The 15574-nt window shown below is 70.5% G+C and carries 15 protein-coding genes, 1 tRNA gene and 1 pseudogene; 9 read left to right on the plus strand and 8 right to left on the minus strand.

All coding sequences use genetic code 11. The features are described 5' to 3' along the window. Positions 1-77 precede the first annotated feature (77 nt). Complete coding sequence (locus ADK36_RS43730) at positions 78-1526, minus strand: PP2C family protein-serine/threonine phosphatase (RefSeq protein WP_425315450.1); 1449 nt, start codon at positions 1524-1526, stop codon at positions 78-80. 564 nt (positions 1527-2090) lie between these two features. Between ADK36_RS43730 and ADK36_RS43735 the strand changes: the two genes are divergently transcribed. Next, positions 2091-2750 (plus strand): bifunctional DNA primase/polymerase, encoded by a 660-nt coding sequence (locus tag ADK36_RS43735; RefSeq protein WP_048582285.1) that lies wholly within the window; start codon positions 2091-2093, stop codon positions 2748-2750. Positions 2751-2806: 56 nt separating this feature from the next. Beyond that, positions 2807-3475, plus strand: coding sequence for a hypothetical protein (locus tag ADK36_RS43740; protein WP_425315300.1), 669 nt, complete (start codon positions 2807-2809; stop codon positions 3473-3475). 243 nt (positions 3476-3718) lie between these two features. Here the strand turns inward: ADK36_RS43740 and ADK36_RS43745 are convergent, their stop codons facing one another. The 3 genes from ADK36_RS43745 to ADK36_RS43755 form a co-directional block, all read right to left on the minus strand. Continuing rightward, positions 3719-4684, minus strand: a complete 966-nt coding sequence (locus tag ADK36_RS43745) for a DUF5926 family protein (protein WP_053201563.1) — start codon at positions 4682-4684, stop codon at positions 3719-3721. 182 nt (positions 4685-4866) lie between these two features. Continuing rightward, on the minus strand, positions 4867-5505 hold the full coding sequence (locus ADK36_RS43750; RefSeq protein WP_048582283.1) for an ATP-binding protein: 639 nt from the start codon (positions 5503-5505) through the stop codon (positions 4867-4869). Positions 5506-5708: 203 nt separating this feature from the next. Further along, the gene (locus tag ADK36_RS43755) at positions 5709-6536 is read right to left on the minus strand and encodes a glycerophosphodiester phosphodiesterase (protein ID WP_053201607.1); all 828 of its coding nucleotides are present in this window, start codon (positions 6534-6536) and stop codon (positions 5709-5711) included. Positions 6537-6802: 266 nt separating this feature from the next. Here ADK36_RS43755 and ADK36_RS43760 point away from each other — a divergent pair, with 266 nt between their 5' ends. Next, positions 6803-8386 (plus strand): S1C family serine protease, encoded by a 1584-nt coding sequence (locus ADK36_RS43760; RefSeq protein WP_048582282.1) that lies wholly within the window; start codon positions 6803-6805, stop codon positions 8384-8386. 105 nt (positions 8387-8491) lie between these two features. Continuing rightward, a tRNA-Ser gene (locus ADK36_RS43765) sits at positions 8492-8578 on the plus strand. 84 nt (positions 8579-8662) lie between these two features. Here ADK36_RS43765 and ADK36_RS43770 read toward each other — a convergent pair. The 4 genes and pseudogenes from ADK36_RS43770 to ADK36_RS43785 all read right to left on the minus strand — a co-directional run bounded on the left by ADK36_RS43770 (position 8663) and on the right by ADK36_RS43785 (position 11156). Continuing rightward, the gene (locus ADK36_RS43770; RefSeq protein ID WP_048582281.1) at positions 8663-9046 is read right to left on the minus strand and encodes an amphi-Trp domain-containing protein; all 384 of its coding nucleotides are present in this window, start codon (positions 9044-9046) and stop codon (positions 8663-8665) included. Positions 9047-9186: 140 nt separating this feature from the next. Beyond that, a pseudogene (locus tag ADK36_RS43775) lies at positions 9187-9696 on the minus strand (DinB family protein); the annotation flags it as partial. A gap of 55 nt (positions 9697-9751) precedes the next feature. After that, positions 9752-10195, minus strand: a complete 444-nt coding sequence (locus ADK36_RS43780) for a hypothetical protein (RefSeq protein WP_048582279.1) — start codon at positions 10193-10195, stop codon at positions 9752-9754. 94 nt (positions 10196-10289) lie between these two features. Beyond that, a complete protein-coding gene (locus ADK36_RS43785; protein ID WP_048582278.1) occupies positions 10290-11156 on the minus strand; it encodes a bifunctional DNA primase/polymerase in 867 nt (288 codons plus the stop codon). A 385-nt stretch (positions 11157-11541) separates the two neighbouring features. On the opposite strand from ADK36_RS43785, the gene ADK36_RS43790 reads away from it, so the two are divergent. The 5 genes from ADK36_RS43790 (at position 11542) to ADK36_RS43810 (ending at position 15453) form a co-directional block, all read left to right on the plus strand. Next, positions 11542-11868 carry a hypothetical protein gene (locus ADK36_RS43790; protein ID WP_048582277.1) on the plus strand — a complete coding sequence of 109 codons (327 nt, stop codon included), beginning with the start codon at positions 11542-11544 and terminating at the stop codon, positions 11866-11868. A gap of 255 nt (positions 11869-12123) precedes the next feature. After that, positions 12124-13134, plus strand: a complete 1011-nt coding sequence (locus ADK36_RS43795; protein ID WP_234330098.1) for a bifunctional MaoC family dehydratase N-terminal/OB-fold nucleic acid binding domain-containing protein — start codon at positions 12124-12126, stop codon at positions 13132-13134. Positions 13135-13163: 29 nt separating this feature from the next. Next, a complete protein-coding gene (locus ADK36_RS43800) occupies positions 13164-13583 on the plus strand; it encodes a MaoC family dehydratase (protein WP_048582313.1) in 420 nt (139 codons plus the stop codon). Beyond that, entirely contained in the window at positions 13580-14746 is a 1167-nt protein-coding gene (locus ADK36_RS43805) for a lipid-transfer protein (RefSeq protein ID WP_048582276.1), read from the plus strand. The genes ADK36_RS43800 and ADK36_RS43805 overlap by 4 nt, the downstream gene beginning before the upstream one ends. 146 nt (positions 14747-14892) lie before the next feature. After that, positions 14893-15453 carry a SigE family RNA polymerase sigma factor gene (locus tag ADK36_RS43810; RefSeq protein WP_048582275.1) on the plus strand — a complete coding sequence of 187 codons (561 nt, stop codon included), beginning with the start codon at positions 14893-14895 and terminating at the stop codon, positions 15451-15453. Positions 15454-15574: the final 121 nt, after the last annotated feature.

Genomic DNA, 15574 nt, shown 5'->3' on the forward strand with positions numbered 1-15574 from the left:
GAATGACCGTCCGTCCGCCGCTGCTATGGCGCGGAACACGTGCCTGTTATGGGGAGTGACCGAGGGGCCACGAGCCGCTACTCGAAGCGAGCAGCCAGCAGCACGACGTCCTCCTCGCTGTCCGCCTGGTCCAGCCCGTTCGGCAGCACGGTCCGCAGCACATGGTCGACGACGGCGTCCGGGTCGTGCCGGATCGCCCTGGGTACGCCGGCCGCCGCCGCGTGCAGCCGGGCGAAGGCGCGGTCGGTGGGGTCGCCGGTGCGGTGCAGCAGCCCGTCGGTGTACAGCAGAACCGTCTCTCCGGGGTCCGCCATCAGCTCCACGCTCGGCGCTTCCCAGCAGGCCAGCATGCCCAGCGGCGCGGACACGGAGGTCTCCACGAACTCCGTGCGCCGGTCGCCGATCAGCAGCGGCGGTGTGTGCCCGGCTCCGGCGAGCGTGATCTTGCGCAGGGACGGCTCGCAGTAGGCGAACAGGGCGGTGGCGGAACGGGCCGGCTCGGTGAGTCTGAGCAGCAGCTCCAGGTCGGACAGGACCGCGACCGGATCCTCGCCCTCCATCACGGCGTACGCCCGCAGGCTGGCCCGCAGCCGTCCCATCGCGGCGATCGCGCTCGGCCCCGACCCGGTCACCGAGCCGACCGCCAGGCCCAGCGCGGCGTCGGGCAGCGGCAGCGCGTCGTACCAGTCGCCGCCCCCGCGCGGCCCGGTGCGGTGCCGCACGGCGAGCTGGACGCCGGCCATCCGGGGCAACCGGGAGGGGAGCAGCTCCTCGGCCATCGTCCGCATGCACGCGCGCGTGCGCTCGACTTCGAGGAGCCGGGCCAGGTGCTCGGTGGCGTAGCGGGTGTACAGGCCGACGAGGTGGCGCTGGCGCTCGGCCGGTTCGGCGGGCTCGTCGTACAGCCAGACGGCGGCACCGAGGCGGCCGGCGGCGTCGGTGGACAGGGGGAGGGCATAGCTGGCGGCGTAGCCGAGGCGCGCGGCGACCTCGCGATGGCGGGGGTCGAGTCCGTCCTCGGAGAGCAGGTCCGGCTGGGCGATCTCGTCGTCGCCGCCCGGCAGTCCGTCGAGGATCCTGCCGTACGACATCGCGCTGCGCGGCACGGTCTCGATGTGACCGAGGTCGGCGCGGGCGAGGCCCAGCCCGATGGTGGTGTCCGGGCCGAGTCCGTCCGCCGGTTCCAGTACGACGAGACCGCGCCGGGCGCCCACCAGGGCGGATCCGGCGCGTAGCAGTTCCTGGAGCGCGTCGGCGAGTGCGTCCGTGCGGGCCAGGCGCTCGGTGAGTTCGTGCAGTGTCGTGAGGTCCGAGACCCAGCCGGCGAGTCGGTCCTGCAGCACTGCGCCCGGTGGGTTCGGTGGCGGGACCGCTGGGGTTCCCGGGGCCGCGGGCGCGGGCGCGACAGTGTGTGCGGGCGAGGGAACCGTGGAATCGATTCCGGCCACTTTCGGAGGGTGAGGGGCGTTCATGGCGTCCGGCTTTCCGACCGGTGCGTATTGCTCAAAAGCATCGCAAACCCCCATGTCATTCTGCGCCGCTAGCAGTGTCTCCACATGTACACGCACTCGTTAGGGGATGTCCAGCATTGTCCTGCTGGGATTCCTGGTGTCCGTGGGTAACCTGAGCACTCGTCGTAGACCTCTTGCGTAAAGGCGAAGTTGGCTTAAAACTGCCTCAGGGAACGGGGTATTGCGGTCGACTGGTTTCGCTCCACAGAGCGTCACAGCGGTCGTGATGGGTACGTACTCGGTGAAGGCCAGGGGTGGTTGACAACCACCCGGAACCTGGTGACGGACCCGGGCGTCTTAGCCACCGACGATCGTGTCCCATCCTCCCGTGGCGGAGGCGAAGAGAAATACGCGCGACGGCAAACGCCATACTTCGCCACCCCACGCCACGCCCATGCTTTTGATGGACGCAGTATGGACGAGGCTGCCGCGGAAGCAGCCAACGCTCGGCCCATAGGGGATCCCCTTGCTCCTCGCAGGGGTGTGATGCGCCTACAGGTACGCACAGTGAAGTGATCGACACATGGTGTGATGTGACCACGGTGTTGCCAGCGGTGCAACGGAAAGGAACGAGCGCTCATGCGCGAGATCCTCGGAAGGCGACGCAGGCTCCTGCGTAGCGACGGGAAGTCTGAGCTGATCAGCGCGGCCCTGACCTTCGCGACAGAATGGCGCTGGCCCGTACTCCCGGGCGTGACGACGCACCCGCAGGGACACTCCCGCTGCGGCTGCCCCGACCCGGACTGCACGGTGCCCGGCGCGCACCCCTTCGACCCCGGCCTCCTCGCGGCCACCACCGACGAGCGCATGGTGCGCTGGTGGTGGAGCAACCGGCCCGCGGCGCCGATCATCCTCGCCACCGGCTCCACGGCTCCCTGCGCGGTCAGCCTGCCCGCCCTGCCGGCCGCGCACGCCCTCACCGCGCTCGACCGCATGGGCATGCGTCTGGGCCCGGTCGTCGCCTCGCCCGCCCGCTGGTCGATCCTGGTGAAGCCGTACTCCATGGAACAGCTGGGCGAGCTGCTGTACGCCAAGGACTTCGTCCCCGGCTCCCTCCGCTTCCACGGCGAGGGCGGCTACATCGCCCTGCCTCCGTCCGAGACCGGCCAGGGCCCCATCACCTGGCAGCGCGCCCCCCTCCCCGGCTCGGCCTCCCCCTGGGTGCCCGACGTCGAGGCCGTGGTCGACGCCGTGGTCGAGGCCCTCACTCGTACGGGTGTGAGCGCGCCCGAGTTGTAGGGCCGTCCGGCGTGCGCGGGACGGTGCACGCGCGCGTGGTCGTTATCTTCCGCTATATGCCGCGTCATATCAGGGGAAAAAGGGCACCGTCGTCGCATCGCCGCGGGCCGAACCACCGAAGAGTCCGTTTGATCGCCCTCGCGTCCGTCGCCGCGGCCGCGGTCGCCCTGCCACTGGCCTGGGCGGCCGCCGGTCAGGTCGTCGACGCGGGCCGGGCCGCCGTGGGGGCGCCCGCGCGAGATGCCGCACGTGCCTCCTCGCCTGCCCCGAAGGCAGGTGCCGTACGTCCGTCACCACGCGTCGACGCCAAGGCGCCCTCCGCCGAACCGACCGGAACCGGGCTGCTGCTCGACCTGGGCCTCGCCACGGCCGTGCGCTGCGGTCCCGAACTCACCTCGCCCGAGGGCATCGAGGCGCAGACCTGTGTCCTCACCCAGGGCGAGGACACCTGGGCGCGCACGTACTTCCGCAATGCGACGGGCGGCGCGCTGGACTCCGTACTGAGCCTCATGGGGCCCGGGGGGCGCACGCTGCAGATGCGGTGCGTCGTGGGCGCCGAGGACGAGCCGGGAACGTGTGAGACGCCCCGGGAGCGCACGCGGGGAGGCCCGGACGCCTATACGGCGGTCACGGAATTCGCGGAGCGGGCCGGGCGCGGGGCGCTGCTGTTGCGTTCCGCGAGCAACTCCCCGGCGGGTAATTCCGAGGCTTCCACGGGGAGTTGACATGTGACGTCGTTCCGTAAAGGAACGGGCGCATGGAAAGACCCGGTTGCTGGCGACGGGGGATGCACCAGCAACCGGGCTACTCGAACGGTAACAAGAGATCGGCGGTTCGCAAATTCGATCCGGGCTTTCCAGTCACGGATTCCCTTGCTCCGCAGGGGAGTTGTGATCGGATTCACCCCTCGCGCGCGGGCCGGTTCGGCTGAACGGCCGTTCAGCCGAACCCGATCTCCGTGGTGCGCGTCAGCTGAGCGTGACCTGCCGGTTGGTCAGGCCGCCACGCGCGCGGCGCTCGTCGGGGGTGAGCGGAGCGTCCGTGGCCAGGGCGGTGGCGAGGCGCTCGGCGAACTCGGCCGCGGGCTTCTCCACGTCCTCGGCGCCGACTCCGCTCGGCAGGTCCCAGACCGGCACGGTGAGCCCGTGAGCGCGGAAGGAGCCCACGAGACGGGTGCCCTCGCCGAGGTTCGACCCGCCCGCCGCGTGCAGCCGCGCGAGAGCGTCCAGAAGCTGCTCCTCGGGGTGCGGCATGACCCAGCGCAGGTGGTTCTTCTCCGGCGTCTCGCACCAGTAGGCGGCGTCCACGCCGGTCAGCTTCACGGTCGGGATGGCCGCGGCGTTGGCCCGCTCCAGGGAGGCGGTCACTTCCGGAGTGGCGTTCTCCGCGTCCGGGACCCAGAACTCGAAGCCCGGGTGCACAACTGGCTCGAACGTGCCTTCCGGGTCGAGCAGATCCTGGAGCCGCGGCCCGTCGGCCGGGGCGCGACGGCCCTGGACCGGGGTGCCGGGCTTCGCGGTGAGGGCCTTCTGGAGAGTGTCGGCCAGGTCGCGGCTGATGTCGCCCGACGCGGTGTCGTTCTGGAGGCCGAGCAGCACCGAGCCGTCGTCGCGGCGCAGCGCCGGCCAGGCCATCGGCAGCACCGTGGCCAGCGTGACGGACGGGACGCCCTCGGGGAGGCCGCCCTTCAGGGGGAGCTCGACGGTTGCGGCGGGCACCAGTTCGCGCAGGGCCACCCAGTCGCACTCGCCCGGCAGTCCCTCGAACGGACGCTGCACCAGCTCGGTCACCGCATGCGCGGCGGCCCGGCCGTGACAGGCCTTGTAACGCCGGCCGCTGCCACAGGGGCAGGGTTCGCGCGCGCCGACTACCGGGATCTCCCCGTCGCTGAGCTGCGGGCGCTTGGCCTTGGTCTGGGGTCGCTTCTTGGCCATCGTGGGTGTCTCCCGGTTACGGCTCGTCTCGTACGGGCGCGAGCCTAGCCGTTCATGCCATCGTCGACGGGAGCCTGTGGACAACCCACCGGTCGTGCCGGGAGCGGAGCCGATTCGGGGCCGAAGCGGAACCGCCGCCGAAACCGGTGCCTTCAGCCCGTGCGTCAGCCCATGCTCATGCTTCAGTCCATGCTCTCGAAGGCGTCCGCGAAGTCGAGGCCGGATATCGCGCTCACCGCCGGCGCAGCGACGCGCGTAGCGAAGTCGTCGCGACGGTGCCCCGCATCGGGATCGTGAACGTCGTCATGGACCACGACCCAGACCGTGACCTCGCCACGGGCGTCGTCCCGGACACCCCAGTCGTCGGCCAGGGCGGTGATGATGTTCAGCCCGCGGCCGCCGTGAGCGGTGACCGAGGGCGTGGCCGGAGCAGGGCGGGTGGGCCCGCCGCCGTCGGTCACCTCCACGGTGAGCCTGCCGCTAGCGTCCACGCGCCATGCGGCCAGGACGTCGCCGTCCCCGGACAGCGCGTCACCCAGCGGCCGGCCGTGTTTGCACGCGTTGCTCAAGAGTTCGGAAAGAATCAGTACTGCATCGTCGATGACCGATTCCGCCACGCCGCCCCTGCGCAACTGTGAGCGCATACGGTGTCTCGCTTCCCCCACGCCCGCAGGACCATGGGGTACGGCCATGCTCGACGACGCGGGCACCTCCTGTGCCACCACCAACGCCACCCCCGAGACCTCCTTTGCCCCACGCCACGGTGTGGATGCCCCATTGGCCTGTACCGGAAACCGGCCAATCAAGGTCCGGTGACGCATTCGCAACGATCGAATACGGACCGAACGCGCCGGAGCACTCCCTGTAATCGGGATGGCTGAAATCCGTCGGTGTGGCCGAGAGTGGAGGATGGGGCTGAAGGGGCTCAGGGGTCAAGGGGTTGCGCAGGGATTGGTGAGGTTTCAGAGGTTTCCGGATGCGTGCTTTGCACAGGGAACGCGGTCGAGTACTGCCCGCGCGCGGGTCAGCGGCCGAGCTGGTGCAGCACCGCGCGGGGGCGGTTGGTGATGATGGCGTCGACGCCCAGCTCGACGCAGAGATCGACGTCCTGGGGCTCGTTCACGGTCCAGACGTGCACCTGGTGGCCGGCCCGCTTCAGGCGCTCCGTGTAGGCCGGGTGACTGCGCACGATCCGGATCGAGGGGCCCGCGATATGGACACCCGCGGGCAGCCGTCCGTCCCGCAGCCTCGGTGAGACGAACTGCATCAGATAGACCGTCGGCAGCGTCGGCGCCGCGGCACGCACGCGATGCAGCGAGCGCGCGGAGAAGCTCATGACGCGCACCGGGGACTCGGCGGCCGACGCGGGCGAGTCGAGCCCGAACCGCTTCAGCAGAAGCAGCAGCCGCTCCTCGACCTGCCCCGCCCATCGGGTCGGGTGCTTGGTCTCGATGGCCAGCTCCACCCGTCGCCCCGAGTCCGCGACGAGCTCCAGCAGCCGCTCCAGAGTGAGCACGGAGGTGTCCTCCGGATCCTCCGGGCGAAACTCCCAGTCGGGCTCCTCGGCCCGGTTCTTCCACGAGTCGCGGTTCTTGCGGGAGCCGAAGTCCAGGGCGGCGAGCTCGGCGAGCTCCAGCGCCGAGACCGCGCCGCGGCCATTGGACGTACGGTTGACGCGACGGTCGTGGACGCAGACGAGATGGCCGTCCGCAGTGAGACGTACATCGCACTCAAGGGCGTCCGCGCCGTCCTCGATCGCCTTCTTGTACGCGGCCAGGGTGTGTTCGGGAGCGTCTTCGGAGGCTCCGCGATGAGCGACGACTTGGATCTGCTGCTGCCGTGCGTGGGTCACCGCGTCATGGTGCCACCGCACGGGGGTAGACGTGCGGTCGGAGGAGTCATGAGGACACTGAGATTGTGCCTTTTTAACCGCACATGACCTATGTAAGGAGTGGCCGTGGACGCACAGCAACCGCTTATGGTGCTCTGACGGCCTGTGGGAAAAGCTGACCGCATACAAAAACCTGCACAGCTGAAGCGCACCGGCCGTCGACAAGCGTGAACGGGCGTGACCGAGTGCGACCGAAAAACACCAGCCGTGGATCGAGGAGAGAAGCTGTGAGCACCGAGAACGAGGGCGCCGCGGTACCCCCGGCGCCGTCCGCACCCCCCGTGCCGGTGGATGCTCCCGCTGCTCCGGCGTCCCAGGAGCCCCCGGCTCCCGAGAGCGGTGCCGCGCCGACCACGCCGCTCCCGCCGGTGCCCAGCGACAACCCGGCCGGCTCGAACGCCACCCAGCCGTACGCCGCCGAGCCGGCGGCCGGCGGATCGCAGCCGGCTCCTGCCCAGGCCCCCGCCTCGAACGGAGCGCAGCCGACGGGCCCGACCGGCCCGCAGGGCTCGCCCCCCGACGCCTCCTGGCCGCCTCCGCCGCCGCCCGCGGCGCCGCCGTACGCCGACACCGGTGCCGCCGCGGGCGCCGGTGCTGGTGCCGCGGCCGGCGTGGGGATGGACGGAGCCGGTATGGGCGGTGCCGGTGTGGGCTCCGGCTGGGGTGTGACGTACCAGGAGCCGGCGCCGAAGTCCGGCCGCGGGCGCGGTGGAATCCTCGCAGGGGTCCTGATCGCCGCGCTGGTCGCGGGCGGCCTGGGCGGCGGTCTCGGCTACACGCTGGCCAAGAACGACGACAACACCTCCTCGACGACCGTCTCCGCCTCCGACAGCGGCGGCTCGGTCAAGCGCGACCCGGGCACCGTCGCGGGCGTGGCCGCCATGGCGCTGCCGAGCACCGTCACCATCCAGGCCGAGAGCAGCGCGGGCGAGGGCGGGACCGGCACGGGCTTCGTCTTCGACACCGAGGGTCACATCCTCACCAACAACCACGTGGTGGCCGACGCGGTCGACGGCGGCAAGCTCACGGCGACCTTCGCGAGCGGCAAGAAGTACGACGCGGAGGTCGTCGGCCACGCGCAGGGCTACGACGTGGCGGTCATCAAGCTCAAGAACGCCCCGTCGAACCTGAAGCCGCTGACGCTCGGCAACTCCGACAAGGTGGCGGTCGGCGACTCGACGATCGCGATCGGCGCCCCCTTCGGCCTCTCCAACACGGTCACCACGGGCATCATCAGCGCCAAGAACCGCCCGGTCGCCTCCAGCGACGGCACCGGCAGCAACGCCTCCTACATGAGCGCCCTGCAGACGGACGCCTCGATCAACCCCGGCAACTCCGGCGGCCCGCTGCTGGACGCCCAGGGCAACGTCATCGGCATCAACTCCGCGATCCAGTCCGCCGCCAACGGCCTGGGCGGCACCAGCCAGTCCGGCTCGATCGGCCTCGGCTTCGCCATCCCGATCAACCAGGCCAAGTACGTCGCCCAGCAGCTGATCAAGACCGGTAAGCCGGTCTACGCCAAGATCGGCGCCTCCGTCTCCCTGGAGGACACCACCGACGGCGCCAAGATCACCGAGCAGGGTGCCAGCGGCTCCGACGCGGTCGAGGCGGGCGGACCCGCAGCCAAGGCCGGCCTCAAGCCCGGCGACGTCATCACCAAGCTCGACGACACGGTGATCGACTCCGGCCCCACCCTGATCGGCGAGATCTGGACCCACCAGCCAGGCGACAAGGTCACGATCACCTACGAGCGGGGCGGCCAGACCCGCACCGTCGACGTCACCTTGGGCTCCCGCACCGGCGACAGCTGACACGACCGGCTACGCGCGCGCACGCCGACTTCGGCAAGAGCCCACCCCACGCGCGCGTGCCCACCCGTTACTCTTGTCCCCGCGCCGCCGATCAGGACGGCGCGGGGAGGTGTGCCCGAGCGGCCTAAGGGAACGGTCTTGAAAACCGTCGTGGCAGCGATGTCACCGTGGGTTCAAATCCCACCGCCTCCGCGCAGCGAGCAGTGAGAACGGCCCCTGACCAGGTGAATCGGTGAGGGGCCGTTTCGCGTGCCCGTCGTCTGCGGCTGACCTCGATCAGGACTTCGTGGCGGTCGTCCGTTTCGCGGCGGCTCGCTTCGACGGTCTGCCTCCGCCGGCGCGAGTGCCCCCGGAAGCGGCAGGCGCGCCCTTCCGCCTGCCTCCGGTCTTCTCCGCGCCCGCTGCCGACTGTGATGCCGTGGTCCGAGCGGCTGGTGCGGTCGACCACTTGAGCTCGATCTCCAGCTCGATCTCCCCGTCACCGACCTCGACCTCTATCTCGCTGCGAAGGTCGGCGGGGATCCGCATACTCAATGTCCACGGCTCAAGCTCCAGTTCGGCATCCCCGCCCTGCCTCAGCGCGGCCGCGAGCGCCGCGAGCTGATCTGCCGCCTCAAGGCGCGACAGTGAGCGCTTCTGCTCAAACTTGAGGTCGCTCATGGCCTCTCCGATCCAGCCCGCAAACAGCCGACAACTCCTATTCTGGGGCCACGTGGCGAGCGGGACATCTCGGTGGTGGCGTGCGGGAACAGTGCAGGTCGGGGGCGAGGCGCCGACGACCGCTCACGGCCTATGCCGACCCGCAGCATCCGTAGTTGCCCGATCTCCGCGACGTTCTTCATCAGCTCGGCGTTCACCCAGCTGATCATGTGGGCGACGGTGTACTGCGGGTCGTCGGGCGAGGGGAACGACGCCGTGGCGTCCAGGTCCGTGTCGTCGAGCCGGTCCAGAGCCGCCAGCCAGTCCGTGCGCAGGTCGCGCAGCCAGGCGACGGTCGCCTTCCCGTCGCCGGGCCAGGTGACCTCGGTCCGGTCCCGGGGCGGGCGGCCGCTCAGATGGTCGGTGGCCACGCTCCACCACCAGCCGATGTGCCAGCTCACCCAGGCGATCGTCGGGACGGGCACGGGGTCGGGCTCGGTTTCCGCCCAGTCCGGCACCCAGGTGCCGTCCGCGCTCTGACGCACCGTCCAGCAGTGCGGCCCCGGCTCCCACAGGAAGTCCTCGGGCCGCAGCCGCTCAAGGTGATACTCGAACAACGCCCAGTTCAGGTCGAACTGCCAGCGCAACAGGTCACGTCGGGAAACGCTCATCGGCCGACACTGGCATACGGGATCCCCTGTGGGGCAAGCCGATTTCTCCGCCCCGCTAGAGCTCGTAGTCCCGCGCCAGCCCCTCCCAGTCGACGTCCCGCAGCGCCTCCTCCGCGTCGCAGCCGTACGGCACGCGCGCGGTGGGCTGGAACCAGATGATCGTGAGGGCGGAACGGCTCAGGACCGGGTCGCGGTCGCGGTCGAGGGCCGTGGAGTGGAAGGCGCCGACGCAGGCCACGGCGGGCAGTACCTCGACCGGCCCGAAGGCGCCCGCGTACTGGTCGGGATACTCGCGCTGCGGCGGGACGAGGTGCACCGGCACGGAAGGGTGAGCGTGCTCTGCGGCGCGGACGAGGCCCCTGATCTTCAGGTCGTTGACCGGCTTGCACGGGTAGCCCTCCAGCATCCCGCCGCACATCCCGCCGTACGTCGAGGAGAGCCGCAGCTCGGAGAGGTCGAGCGAGCGGCCGGAGGTGAGGACGACGCGGGTCAGCGACATGGTCGGCACTCCGTGGCGGTGGTGCATCGAGCTCCCGTGCGTTTCTTCAAAACCTCGGTCCGGCGTCTGCGTACGTCAGCGGCGTCTGCGTACGTCAGGGCCGGTGCCCCGTCAGCCGCGCCGCCGACGCGATCGTCGCGCGGGCCTCGCGTTCGGTCAGGCCGGTGTTGAGCGCCGCCTCGACGAGGGGGTCGACGAGGGTGGGGCCGATGCCGTCCTCGTAGGCGCGGCAGGCGGCCCAGAACAGGCGGGTGTTGCGTTGGCCCTCGTGCGCGGCGAGCACGAACTGGACGAGTCCCTGGCCGTGGCCGCCGGCTGACGGGGGCGTGAGGTGGTGCGTGCGGGGTGGGGGGAGCAGGAGGCGCAGAAGGGCGCGCGGACAGGGCGCGGGGCCGATGTGGGAGGTGCCTGGTGCCGTGCTGTAGACGCCGTGATCGGTGCGCGAGCCGGGGCCGACGAGGTAGCCGCCGGCGCCGCGGATGTCGATGCCGGGTGCGAGGCGGCCCGCCGAGTTGGGGACGACGACTTCGGGCGGGCCGGTCAGCCAGAGGTGGCGGCCGCCGCTCGGGGTCAGGACGACGACCGTGGGCGGAATCGTGAACAGGTGGCGCAGTGCCAGTTCGCGCAGGGCGGCGGAGGAGTCCGTACCGGATTTGGTGTCGAGGTCGATGCCGATGAGGTGGTGCGGGGGCAGGCCGCAGGCGATTCCGTAGCCGGTGGCCCAGGGGGCGGCGGCGAAGAGTTCGCGGATGCGGGCGGGGTCGGTGGAGGCGTCGTAGACCCCGTGCCCGAAGCGGCCGCACTCGCCGTGGCAGGGGGCTGGGTCGGGGTCGTCGCGGTGCGGGGAGCGCAGGGCCGGGAGCTTCGTCCGGGACAGGGGGATGACGGCCAGACCGCGCTCGGCGGCTGACAGGGCGTGTGCGAGGGCCAGCGTCGTGGCCTGCCGGTCGGTGGTGGCCATGCCTCTATGTTCGTACGCATGTTCGAAAAAAGAAAGAGGTGCTGAGTGTGACGTGCCGACGACTCGCCGGTCGGCGGGCATTGGCCGGGGTCGTGACGGAACCTTTCCCCTCTTGTGGGGCTTGGGGTGGAGGTGCCCGTAGTGCCCGTACTGCCCTGACGTGAGCGCTGGAAGTGGCGAAAGGGGTTTATCGACTTGTCATCACGCTTCAGGGCGAATAGGGGCTTCCGGGGTGGTTCGCCGGGGATTCGGTGGGCAACTCTGATCTCGCGACGTCGTGCAGAACTCCGGGGCGGTCGGCCAACTGCCTTGGAACGCGCAGTACTTCATGCACCACCAATGCGTCCGGCGGGGAGCCTGGGCGCACCTGTTCTGGAGGAACAACATGGCAAGCATCCGTACCGCCCGCGTCATCGCCGCCGTCTCCGCCCTGCCGCTCGCCGCCGCTCTGTTCACCGGTGTCGCGGCTGCGGACAACGGCGCCTTCGCGGACGACGGATCCAGTGCGGCCGTCTCGAACGCCGCCCAGGGCCTCATCGGCAGCGGGGTCGGCGGCGACAACTACGGCACCTCGTCCACCACCCAGCAGCAGGCGACCGGCTCCGGCGCCTCGAACCAGAGCAACACGGCCCAGGTCAACGGCTCCGCGTTCACGGCCATCAACCAGGGCAACGACAACGCGGCCGTCAACTTCACCCCGCTGTGGTGGTGAGCTGAGGGGGCCGGCGCCCCCGTGCTCAGGCGCCGGCCTCCTCGGAGTTGTGTGTGGGGTGTGCTCTGTGGGGTGTAACGCGTCTGCGCGGCGGTACTTCGGTGCCGCCGCGCAGGCGTTTTTCTGCGGCCTTGACAGTGCACTGAATCTGACGGACAGTCAGAAACCTTCGCGTGGGAACCGGATCGGCGGTCGCGGTGTACCAGAAGTGTCAGTGCGATCCGCCGTGGGGCGATGAGGGCGAGGGGGCCGACCGTGAGCTACGAGCCGGTGGTGAGCCATGAGGCGGAAGCGGGCGACGAGTTCGCGACCCGTCTGAAGGGCTACGAGGGGCAGCGCGCCGCCGTGGCCCGGGTCGGCAAGGACCCCGTCAACGCGCCCATGATCCGGCACTGGTGCGAGGCGATGGGCGACACCAACCCGGCGTACTCGGGGCCGGACGCCATCGCACCGCCCACCATGCTCCAGGCATGGACCATGAGCGGCCTCTCCGGCCATACGAGAGGCACCCACGCGTACGACGAGCTGCTCGGCCTGCTCGACGAGGCGGGCTACACCTCGGTGGTCGCCACGGACTGCGAGCAGGAGTATCCGCGGCCCCTGCGGCCCGGAGACGAGATCACCTACGACTCGGTGATCGAGTCGGTGTCGGAACGGAAGACGACCAAGCTCGGCACGGGGTACTTCGTCACGACCCGCATGGACATCCGCGTCGGCCCCGACCTCGCGGGCACCCACCGCTTCCGCATCCTCAAGTACGCGCCCCGGCACAGGGCAGACCTGCCGGGCCGGCAGGACCGGTCGCAGAAGCCTTCCCGCCCCCGCCCCCGCCCCGTCGTCAACCGGGACAACGCCGACTTCTGGGAGGGCGTCCAGCGGCACAGACTGCTCATCCAGCGCTGTACCGGCTGCGGCACCCTGCGCCACCCCTGGCTGCCCGGCTGCAACGCCTGCGGCGGGCTGGGCTGGGACACGGTGGAGGCGAGCGGCGAGGGGACGGTCTATTCGTACGTCGTGATGCACCATCCCCCGTTCCCCGCCTTCACGGCATCCGATCATGCAGCTGACGCGGCGGGCCCTTACGCGGTCGGCCTGATCGAGCTGGCCGAGGGGGTGCGGATGCTCGGCAATGTGCTGGGGGTGCCGTACGACAAGGTGCGGATCGGGCTGCCGGTACAGCTCGAATTCCAGGACTGCGACGAGGAGTTGGTGCTGCCGTTCTGGCGTGCTCACGGGACTCGGGAGATGCAGGAGGCAGGCGCATGAAGAGCGGGGAGGAGGTGACGGGGAGGCGTATGCGGGCCGGTGACGCACTGCCGCCGCTGGAAATCCCGATCACCCGCACACTGATCGTCGCCGGGGCCCTCGCCTCTCGCGACTACCAGGACGTCCACCACGACGCGGAGTTGGCCCGCCAGAAGGGCTCCCCCGACATCTTCATGAACATCCTGACGACGAACGGCCTGGTCGGCCGCTACATCACCGACCACTTCGGACCGACGGCCGTACTGCGCAGGGTGGCCATACGACTCGGGGCGCCCAACTACCCGGGGGACACGATGGTGTTGACGGGGCGCGTCGAGGAGGTCGACGCAGACACGGCGACGGTTCGGGTCGTCGGCGCGAACGGCATCGGCAAGCACGTGACCGGCACGGTGACGGTCACCCTGCCGATGGACCCGGCGTGCACCGTGGCATCGGAGGAGCCGGCATGAGTGTGCGCACGAGGGACGCCCTGGCCGGTCGGGCAGCGATCGTCGGTGTCGGGGCCACCGAGTTCTCCAAGGACTCGGGGCGCAGCGAGCTGCGGCTGGCCGTGGAGGCGGTGCGGGCCGCGCTGGACGACGCGGGCCTGACACCGGGGGACGTGGACGGGATGGTGACGTTCACGATGGACACCAGCCCGGAGATCACCGTGGCGCAGGCGTGCGGGATGGGGGAGCTGTCGTTCTACTCCCGAGTCCACTACGGCGGCGGCGCGGCCTGCGCGACCGTTCAGCAGGCGGCGCTCGCCGTGGCGACGGGGGTCGCGGAGGTGGTGGTCTGCTACCGCGCGTTCAACGAGCGGTCGGGCCGGAGATTCGGCTCGGGCGTGCAGCACCGGGAGCCGTCGGCGGAGGGCGTGGCGCTGGGCTGGTCCCTGCCGTTCGGGCTGCTCACCCCGGCCTCCTGGGTGGCGATGGCGGCCCAGAGGTATCTGCACACCTACGGGCTGACGCCGGAGGTGTTCGGGCATGTGGCGGTGGTGGACCGCAAGTACGCGGCGACCAACCCGGCCGCGTACTTCCACGGCAGACCCATCACCCTCGCCGACCACGCGGCCTCGCGCTGGATCGTCGAGCCGCTGCGGCTGCTGGACTGCTGCCAGGAGACGGACGGCGGCCAGGCGCTCGTCGTCACGTCCGTCGACCGGGCCCGTGACCTGCCCCGCCCGTCCGCCGTCATAGCGGCGGCGGCCCAGGGCGCGGGCCGAGGGCAGGAGCAGATGACGAGCTTCTACCGGGACGACCTCACCGGCCTGCCGGAGACGGCCGTGGTGGCGCGGCAGCTGTGGCGGACGGCGGGGCTGGGGCCGGGGGAGATCGATGTGGGGATTCTGTACGACCACTTCACCCCCTGTGTCGTCATGCAGCTCGAGGAGTTCGGGTTCTGCGGGAAGGGAGAGGGAGGGGACTTCGTGGCCGAGGAGCGGCTTCCGCTCAACACACACGGAGGGCAGCTCGGGGAGGCGTATCTGCACGGTATGAACGGGATCGCGGAGGGAGTGAGACAGGTGCGGGGGACGTCCGTGAACCAGATATCCGGTGCGGAACGGGTACTGGTGACGGCGGGAACGGGGGTGCCGACGTCGGGGCTCGTCCTTACCGCCGACCGATGACCCCCAGGGGTAATCCCGCAGTAGGTGTCCCTCGCTCGTCCACCTTCAGGAGGTGGAGTCAGCCCCACCCCTACAACCTGAGGCGGACGCTGCTTCGGCACCTGCGGCCGATCCGCTGAAGCAGGAGCCGCTCATAGCGTGGAGCCATGACCACACCCGTCTGCACCAGCGCTTCCGACGCCGCGACGCGGTCCCTTCCGAACGCGAGGTATCCCTCCTTCACGTCGTACATGCGGGCCCGCCAGCCGGTGCTGCTGCGTACCGCCCGGTCGCTGACGGCGAACCCGAACGACGCGGAGGACCTGCTGCAGACCGCGCTCACCAAGACATACGTGGCCTGGGAGCGCATCGAGGACCATCGCGCCCTCGACGGCTATGTGCGCAGGGCGCTGCTGAACACGCGGACGTCGCAGTGGCGCAAGCGCAAGGTCGACGAGTTCGCCTGCGACGAGCTGCCCGAGCCGGAGCCCAGGCCCGGCCACGACAACGACCCGGCGGAGCAGCAGGCGCTGCACGACGCCATGTGGCGCGCGATCATGCGGCTGCCGGCGCGCCAGCGGGCGATGGTCGTCCTGCGGTACTACGAGGACCTCAGCGAGGTACAGACGGCCGAGGTGCTCGGCGTCTCGGTCGGCACGGTGAAGTCGGCGGTGTCCAGGGCGCTCGGGAAACTGCGCGAGGACCCTGAGCTGGGGCTGGTCAGGTAGACCAGGGCACGGCGTCACCGTGCACGGCGGGCGGCGAAGTTTCCCCCCGCCCGTAGCGGGAGAGCTCTGTAAACGCAACGTGACATGATCGATCGGCCGACCCTAGTGACATACCGCGCGG

The sequence above is a fragment of the Streptomyces viridochromogenes genome (assembly GCF_001270495.1).
Lineage (GTDB): Bacteria > Actinomycetota > Actinomycetes > Streptomycetales > Streptomycetaceae > Streptomyces > Streptomyces viridochromogenes_A.

What these genes read in the sequence shown, in the direction of transcription:
- ADK36_RS43745 (WP_053201563.1), bottom strand. Translation starts at nt 4,684, where the DNA reads ATGGCCAAGAAGCGACCCCAGACCAAGGCCAAGCGCCCGCAGCTCAGC.
- ADK36_RS43800 (WP_048582313.1), top strand. Translation starts at nt 13,164, where the DNA reads ATGCGGGCCGGTGACGCACTGCCGCCGCTGGAAATCCCGATCACCCGC.
- ADK36_RS43810 (WP_048582275.1), top strand. Translation starts at nt 14,893, where the DNA reads ATGACCACACCCGTCTGCACCAGCGCTTCCGACGCCGCGACGCGGTCC.
- ADK36_RS43790 (WP_048582277.1), top strand. Translation starts at nt 11,542, where the DNA reads ATGGCAAGCATCCGTACCGCCCGCGTCATCGCCGCCGTCTCCGCCCTG.
- ADK36_RS43770 (WP_048582281.1), bottom strand. Translation starts at nt 9,046, where the DNA reads ATGAGCGACCTCAAGTTTGAGCAGAAGCGCTCACTGTCGCGCCTTGAG.
- ADK36_RS43740 (WP_425315300.1), top strand. Translation starts at nt 2,807, where the DNA reads ATGCCGCGTCATATCAGGGGAAAAAGGGCACCGTCGTCGCATCGCCGC.
- ADK36_RS43785 (WP_048582278.1), bottom strand. Translation starts at nt 11,156, where the DNA reads ATGGCCACCACCGACCGGCAGGCCACGACGCTGGCCCTCGCACACGCC.
- ADK36_RS43805 (WP_048582276.1), top strand. Translation starts at nt 13,580, where the DNA reads ATGAGTGTGCGCACGAGGGACGCCCTGGCCGGTCGGGCAGCGATCGTC.
- ADK36_RS43780 (WP_048582279.1), bottom strand. Translation starts at nt 10,195, where the DNA reads ATGTCGCTGACCCGCGTCGTCCTCACCTCCGGCCGCTCGCTCGACCTC.
- ADK36_RS43730 (WP_425315450.1), bottom strand. Translation starts at nt 1,526, where the DNA reads ATGGGGGTTTGCGATGCTTTTGAGCAATACGCACCGGTCGGAAAGCCG.
- ADK36_RS43735 (WP_048582285.1), top strand. Translation starts at nt 2,091, where the DNA reads ATGCGCGAGATCCTCGGAAGGCGACGCAGGCTCCTGCGTAGCGACGGG.
- ADK36_RS43750 (WP_048582283.1), bottom strand. Translation starts at nt 5,505, where the DNA reads ATGCGTCACCGGACCTTGATTGGCCGGTTTCCGGTACAGGCCAATGGG.